This is a genomic window from Vibrio sp. 1167 (genome assembly GCF_033340375.1).
Lineage (GTDB): Bacteria > Pseudomonadota > Gammaproteobacteria > Enterobacterales > Vibrionaceae > Vibrio > Vibrio alginolyticus.
The window spans coordinates 1-1,203 of sequence record NZ_JAWOWK010000078.1; the positions used below are offsets into that span (position 1 = coordinate 1).

Genomic DNA, 1,203 nt, shown 5'->3' on the forward strand with positions numbered 1-1,203 from the left:
TCCCAAGCTGGATCTTGAGCCTGAGCATAGCCATACGCACTGCTTACGCGTCCCCAAGGGATGAAACCCAATACGTAATCTTTGGGTGGTTTGGCATCATGGCGGAAACTGCTTTCCTGCTTGATGATGGCCATGGCAACATGAATGGGCGTTCCCCACTCTTTTTCCATATCTTTCGCATCATCATACCAACCAGATTTTTCTCGGAATATCTCACATAAGTTATCTTGCTGTTTTGGTGGCGCTGTCGCACATCCCGCAAGCAACACACTTCCTAGCACCGATACAACCAACGGCTTAATGTTCAATCCCACCCAATCCTTACTTATTGATTATTGTTTTAGATAAGCGAAGTAGTTCTCCAGAAACTCGTCAAAAGATAACGTATCGCTTTCTTCCGCTTGTCGCTGTTTCTCAACTGAAGAAGCCACTTCCGTTTCCATTATATCTTGCGAGTAATGTTGGTAACCGTGAGCCAGATTTTCTTCACGGAACTTCATGCCAAGAGCACAACCTACTTTGCCAAGTCCACCAAGTTCTTTGGTTAGCTCAAGCAATTGGCCAGAAATCGTCAGTTCAGGGTTATCAATCCATGCTTCTAACTTGTCACATACAGCTTGGTAAGCGTCGCCACCAGCCGCAGAATCCATCTCTACTGCAATTTGGCGCAACTCAACGAATACTCGCTTCGCCCAATCTTGCAAAGATAAGCGTTCACCTTGGCAACCGATCTGCAGCATCAAACCTTTTTCACGACCAGAGATGATCACTTTGTTCCAGTTGTCACGCCAGCATTCTAGTTCGCAGTTATCCATTGGGTCAGAATCTGACAACGCCGCCCACGTTAGGAAAAGATCTAAGAAACGAACTTGCTCTTCGCTAACACCAACGGCACTGAATGGGTTCACATCTAATGAGCGCACTTCAATGTATTCCACGCCCGCGCGACTCAACGCATCTGAAGGCTTCTCACCACTTTTCGCTACGCGTTTCGGACGAATTGGTGCGTACAATTCATTTTCAATCTGGAGAATGTTGGTATTGAGCTGACGGTACTCACCATCCACTTTTACTCCAATTTTTGCGAATTCTTCAGATGGTCGACGAATCGCATCACCTAAACCTTCAAGATATTGGTCAATACTGTTGAAACCAATTTTCAATACGCTTTGAGCACTGTTGGTATAACCAAGATCACTCAAG

The 1,203-nt window shown here is 45.6% G+C and carries 2 pseudogenes; both read right to left on the reverse strand.

Annotated features, from left to right (window positions below):
- Positions 1–308, reverse strand: a pseudogene (locus tag R7Z78_RS24490) (hypothetical protein); the annotation flags it as partial.
- Positions 309–332: 24 nt separating this feature from the next.
- A pseudogene (locus tag R7Z78_RS24495) lies at positions 333–1,203 on the reverse strand (glutamate--cysteine ligase); the annotation flags it as partial.